At 41.0% G+C, this 1,343-nt stretch carries 2 protein-coding genes; both read left to right on the top strand.

Annotated features, from left to right (window positions below):
• Positions 1 to 709 (top strand): hypothetical protein (locus tag AB5Y64_RS03405; protein ID WP_368203274.1); only part of this gene is annotated, 709 nt, incomplete at its 5' end.
• Between the two features lie 289 nt (positions 710 to 998).
• Positions 999 to 1,271: a hypothetical protein gene (locus AB5Y64_RS03410; RefSeq protein ID WP_368203273.1), complete on the top strand. Its 273-nt coding sequence runs from the start codon at positions 999 to 1,001 to the stop codon at positions 1,269 to 1,271.
• The last annotated feature ends 72 nt before the right edge of the window (positions 1,272 to 1,343 follow it).

The following is a 1,343-nucleotide window of genomic DNA, read 5'->3' on the forward strand; positions in this document are numbered from 1 at the left end:
CGGCGAAGGTAAGTTGATGACTCATGATGAACCCTGTTCCATGGCTCCAGATGACAAACATGATCTCATATCAGGGACTTGTTCGCACCTTCCTTGGGATCACTACTTTCCATGGGATGCTCCAAACATCATGGAAAATTTTGACCATCATACTTCTTTTATAAACTTCTTAAGGTGGTCATACTACCGACCTAGAGATATAGTTACAATGCTGGCCATACTACAGGGAATATCCAAACAAAATGGAGTTACCAAGAGATACTTCAAGTACGAGGAATTTGATAATGCAGAGTTCAAGCGCGCCTATTCCGAGTATTTGTTAGGTGAGATTAAAGATCACCTAACTTTCTATTATGGTGAAGAAGAGTACAATCTTTTCCTAAAATTCTTCAAGCACCTCAATGGAAGACATAAGTTTACATACGAAGAATATCTATCGTACTACGATAGTTTTTATATGTCTATATCTGCGAGTAGTGCAACAATTCCAAAATTCATGTCAACGGCACCTGATTTCCTTCAATTCCTTTACGGTCTAAACATTCTTAGTTATATAGAATATCCATTTGAGGATAAACCATATATTCGGTGGTGTTTCAGGCAACGCAGTTACGGAGATATAAATCCAAAAGTAAAAGAAGGCTGCGACTACCAAATATTCTATGGTCTGTACAAGGCGCTCAACGTTGGCAAAGAATTTGACAGGTAACTTCGTATAGAAAATTTAGGACATCCATCTTTCTGAGCAAGGCGTAGCATAGCCAGCATACAGGTAGGTGGGTGTCCTTTACTCACAGCTATCAGATTAGTACCGTTTTCTATCTAATGACTGTTATACCAAATAATGCAGGATAATCTTGGAATACTTTTATATCACAAATCATAGACACATACCTTTATTAGCCAGACATGGCATTGCTAACATTCGAAAAGATGGGTGTCCCAGCTCTGCTGCATATCAGCCCCATAAGTAAACGTTGGAATACTTGATAAGTTGCATGACAGAAATCAGCCGAAAAACAAAACGACTGGCCATCATCTGCTTTTCCCTGTTTCTGTTAAGACTCGGATTTCGCGCCTTTGGCTATGACCTGCTTTATCACAATTCGAATGATCCCTACGGCATATCGGATTTGATTGAAGTGGCGTTAGCCCTCATTTATCTGGTGAGTCTGGGTCTTTGCATAGTGCATGCGTTGCGGATATTGCTACGGCACTGGGATCAAGGTGCCTTGGGGGCCTCAGCCCTGCTAAATAGCTGTTCCGAATAGTAGATCACCGGAGGAAGGGAACTCAGTCCAGTTTGTGCGATCTGATTAGTCGCTAAACAAAACAAGCCACAC

The sequence above is a fragment of the Aeromonas sp. R5-1 genome (genome assembly GCF_040908265.1).
GTDB classification, from domain to species: Bacteria; Pseudomonadota; Gammaproteobacteria; order Enterobacterales; family Aeromonadaceae; genus Aeromonas; species Aeromonas caviae.

Bases quoted from the DNA above. Each gene is read 5' to 3' on its own strand.
- AB5Y64_RS03410 (WP_368203273.1), top strand. From the start codon at position 999: ATGACAGAAATCAGCCGAAAAACAAAACGACTGGCCATCATCTGCTTT.